2 protein-coding genes and 1 other RNA gene are annotated in these 4223 nt (G+C 38.9%); all 3 read left to right on the top strand.

What is annotated here, in order from left to right; translation table 11 throughout:
- Positions 1–125: 125 nt before the first annotated feature.
- The 3 genes from ssrA (at position 126) to QME58_14135 (ending at position 4211) form a co-directional block, all read left to right on the top strand.
- Positions 126–490, top strand: a transfer-messenger RNA (tmRNA) gene (ssrA, locus tag QME58_14145).
- Between the two features lie 361 nt (positions 491–851).
- On the top strand, positions 852–2462 hold the full coding sequence (locus QME58_14140; protein MDI6804955.1) for a glycoside hydrolase family 28 protein: 1611 nt from the start codon (positions 852–854) through the stop codon (positions 2460–2462).
- A 12-nt stretch (positions 2463–2474) separates the two neighbouring features.
- Positions 2475–4211 carry a carboxypeptidase-like regulatory domain-containing protein gene (locus QME58_14135; GenBank protein ID MDI6804954.1) on the top strand — a complete coding sequence of 579 codons (1737 nt, stop codon included), beginning with the start codon at positions 2475–2477 and terminating at the stop codon, positions 4209–4211.
- The last annotated feature ends 12 nt before the right edge of the window (positions 4212–4223 follow it).

Below are 4223 nucleotides of genomic sequence, written 5' to 3'. Positions count from 1 at the left end.
GTTATTTTCGGGATGTACCCTGACATTTCTACTGAGCGTTATACCTGACATTTTCACTGGGCGATTACAAATATTGATGATAGATTTGACATTTAGAGTTCATTACCATATATTGTAAGTGTTAGGGGGATGACATGGTTTCGACGGGGAAGAGGATGGTCAGAACTGCATTCCGTGCTTTCCGAGTTGCACGATAATAAAACGGAAAAATCTTAAGTGCTAACTACGATTACGCACTGGCTGCCTAATTAAAAAAAGGTAACCCATTCTACGCAGTTATGCTTGGTGGACTGCGATAGGGTGTCGAAAATAATCAAGATCGTCCCGATATATTCTCAGGATTTCAGGATTAAATCAGACTGAGATAGTCTGCTATCGCTGTGTTTGGTCTGTGCGGTGCAGCTGAAATTTAAAAACGATCAGACTATGAATGTAGAAGTTTTGGTGGTCTTCTCTTCGGACCGGGGTTCGATTCCCCGCATCTCCACTTAGGCAAAGATAAATGCGAATATGGCTAAAATAAGCTGTATTCGCATTTTTTGCATACCCTGAATCACCTGAATAACATACATTTAAACCTTCTTTGGAGACTTTTGGAGCAGTTCTGAAAGTTGAAAATAATTGAGTTTTATCTCCGACCTCTCAATTACCTCTATATTCTTGTTTGTTAAATAAAATTAAAGCAAGCAAATAATCACCTATATCGTAAATTTATGATAAAACATTTTTTTTTAATTATTGGACTTGACAATCGATTCCAAATTATTTATATTACCGATAAAGTTAACGTTAAAGTAAACGATGTATGAAACTAGCATTAATCATAAAATGACTCAATGGAAAACTTGTTTATGCCTGTTGTGAAAAAATTCATGCTAACAGTATTTCTAACTGTTATCTTTATACAAACCCCAACTTGTCAACCGAATCTTCTCACCATCTCACAAGAAATAATCCTACCAATTAAAACTCCATTCGATATGCCGCAATTGCAGCGGCCAGAAATCCCAGTAAGACAGTTTGATATTCGAGACTACGGGGCAAAAGAGGGGGGTGTGGTTAAAAATACGAAGGCTATTAAAACTGCAATTGAAGCAGCCTCAAGAACAGGTGGAGGGACTATTATAATTCCAAAAGGCAAGTGGCTTACCGGCGCTATACACCTTGACAACAATATTAACTTACATCTCACAAAATATGCCGAACTTCTTTTTAGTCAAGAAGTTGAAGATTATTTACCGGTAGTTTTTTCTCGCCATGAAGATGTAGAATGTTACAAATACTCAGCATTCATTTATGCAAATGGAAAGACAAACATCGCTATCACCGGTGAGGGAACACTTAATGGACAAGGAAAACCTTGGTGGAAATTTAAGGTAGAAAAAATATCGAGTGAGCAACTCTTGTTTGAAATGGCAAAAATTGATGTTCCAGTAGAAAAAAGAATTTTTGATGGCACGGATGGATATGAATTACGTCCAGCATTTTTTCAACCTATGAATTGCAAAGGTGTACTCGTTGAAGGTGTAACATTTCTTTTTGGTGCATTCTGGACAATTACTCCAACTTACTGTGAAAATGTTATCATTCGAAAAATAAAAATTATAACTTGGGGAGAATACGGTGATACCCCCAATGGTGATGGTGTGAATCCGTCTTCTTCCAAAAATGTTTTGATTGAAGACTGCGAATTTAATACAGGTGATGATTGTGTTGCTATTAAAGCTGGTAGGGATAAAGATGGCATACGAGTGGGGAGACCATCTGAAAATATTGTTATCCGAAATATTCGCGGATTAAGCGGACACGGTGGAATTGTTATTGGTAGTGAAACTTCCGGCGGTGTAAGAAATATTTACGCAGTAAACTGTCAATTTAAAGGTACCGATCGGATTGTCCGAATAAAGACAGCGCGAGGTAGAGGTGGTATTATTGAAAATATGTGGTTTGCAAATTTGACTGGTGATGATATACTGAAGGAAGCGATACATCTGAATATGCTCTATACACCACAAGGTCCACCAAGTAAGCGAATGCCCGCACAACCCGTTTCTCAGTCGACTCCCATGATTCGTAATATCCATTTTGAAAACATTAAATTCACACAAGGCAAGAGTTATGCTATTGAGTTACTCGGTATTCCTGAAATGTTGATCGAAAATATCTCCTTTAATAGTATTGCTGCCAGTGGAGAAAAAGGAATAAATTTTTCTGATGTCAGCGGAATTAGAATTCATAATGCTAAATTTAACTCTAATATTTCACCTATTCTAACGATAACTGATGGTGAAAATATTTCAATCGATTCGGTAACGTTCTCGGCGCATCAGAATCCGCTCGTCAAAATTGAGGGTGAAAATTCAAAAAACATTGTAATCCGAAAAACAAATATTTTAAATACCGATACCGTCATCAGTACCGGTGTGAATGTATCAAAGCAAGCAGTTAAGTTCGAAGAATAATTAGGAGATCTAATGCCAATTGGTATTTTAAAAACTACAAAATGGTCATACCACATCAATACATTGAGTGGGGTATTCACACTTATTTTGTTTCTTTTTATTTCGCCGTACAACCTCTCAGCCCAGAATGTTGGAAAAATCTCAGGAGTTGTTAACGACACTGAAACAGGTGAACCTCTGATAGGATGTAACGTCTCAATTCAGGGAACAACTTTGGGTGCATCGACAGATATAGAAGGCGCGTTCTTTATCCTTAATGTTCCCCCTGGCAAATATGATATTCAAGCTTCTATGGTTGGATACCAACCAGTCGTGCAACGTGGTGCAGTTGTTAACTCCGGGCGAACAACTAATGCCAATTTCAAACTCAAGTCGGCGGCGGTTATACAAAAGGAAGTTATTGTCGAAGCTACCCGTCCTGATGTTGAAAAAGAAAAAACTTCTACCAGTGCAATAATTCGCTCCGAGGAAGTACAGGCGCTTGCGGGTATTAGGGATGTCGGCGACGTTCTCGGTCTTGCTGCCGACGTTACAGATGGACACTTTAGAGGTGGTAGAGCTGGAGAAGAATATTATACTCTCCAAGGTATGGGAATAGTTAATCCATTAAACAACACATCTGCTTTTTTACCAATCATGAGTGCTGTTGAAGAAGTAGAAGTTATCACCAGTGGTTTTGGAGCTCAATATGGCAACGCACAGTCAGGAATTGTCAACATTTCTATGAAAGAAGGAAAATCTGACAAATGGAGATCAAGAGCTGAAATGCGGATGAGGGCACCGGGACGAAAACATTTTGGACCGAGTGTTTTCGACCCTAAAGCAAATCCATATCTTGATCTACTTATGAAAGAAGCAACTTGGCTTTTAGGCGATCCACAAACCAACACACCTTATTATGCTTCGATGGGGTCGGGACTAAAGGACCGTTACGGAAGGGACACTTTAGTTCTACTTCAGGTAGCGCAAACTCTTTGGCGGATGCAGATGAAAAGAGATTTACTTCGTGACTACGGAAAAGAAATTGATTATTCTGCTGAAGCCGCAGCGGGCGGTCCCATCGATGAAAACGTACGAATGTTTCTCGCTCTCCGATCAAATACTATCTGGCCTATGTTTCCGACAGAGCAACCAAATATCCAACAGCAGGTTATGGGAAATGTTGCAACCGATATCGGTAAAAGTGCAATGCTCCGTTTTAGCGGTGGTATTTCACAAGATAACAATAATATTTTCCCGGGTTCAGATGGTTTGGGCTACTATCAGTGGTTGTGGGATAGAATTCTTTCAATCCAATATCAAAAGACAACTAATCTTCAACTCGGTGCTAAGTTTACACACTCATTAAGTCCGAGTACTTTCTACGAATTGAAATTAAGTTCTCTTTGGACAAAGAGAAAATTAGGGTCATCCCCATCGCCTAGCTCAGTGCCCGATTCTTTTATTGTGAATCCACAGAATTGGCAAATCGATTGGGATAAAATAATTCCACAAGTAACAAAATCGCCCGATGAATTTTATTATCTCCGAGGACGTTCAGAATTTCGAGATGAGCTTACTCGTACAATTTCGTTAGATGCATCACTAACCAGTCAAATAACAAAATCACATTTAATCAACGGAGGAATCCAATTCAACTCTTATCTCGTTGATGTTTCGAACTACCTTAATGTCCGCGAAGGTTCCGGTGGTCCTATGGAATTATACAAGGGCAGTTCCAAAAATTCAAATATAAGTTTAGTGTTATAGATTTTATCGTCG

The sequence above is a fragment of the Bacteroidota bacterium genome, from assembly GCA_030017895.1.
In the GTDB taxonomy this organism is placed as follows: Bacteria; Bacteroidota; Ignavibacteria; order UBA10030; family BY39; genus JASEGV01.
Note: the sequence above shows the minus strand (reverse complement) of the source record. Positions and strands in the feature narration are given on the sequence as shown.

Excerpts from the sequence above, each read along its gene's own strand:
- QME58_14140 (MDI6804955.1), top strand. The coding sequence starts at position 852 with ATGCCTGTTGTGAAAAAATTCATGCTAACAGTATTTCTAACTGTTATC.
- QME58_14135 (MDI6804954.1), top strand. The coding sequence starts at position 2,475 with ATGCCAATTGGTATTTTAAAAACTACAAAATGGTCATACCACATCAAT.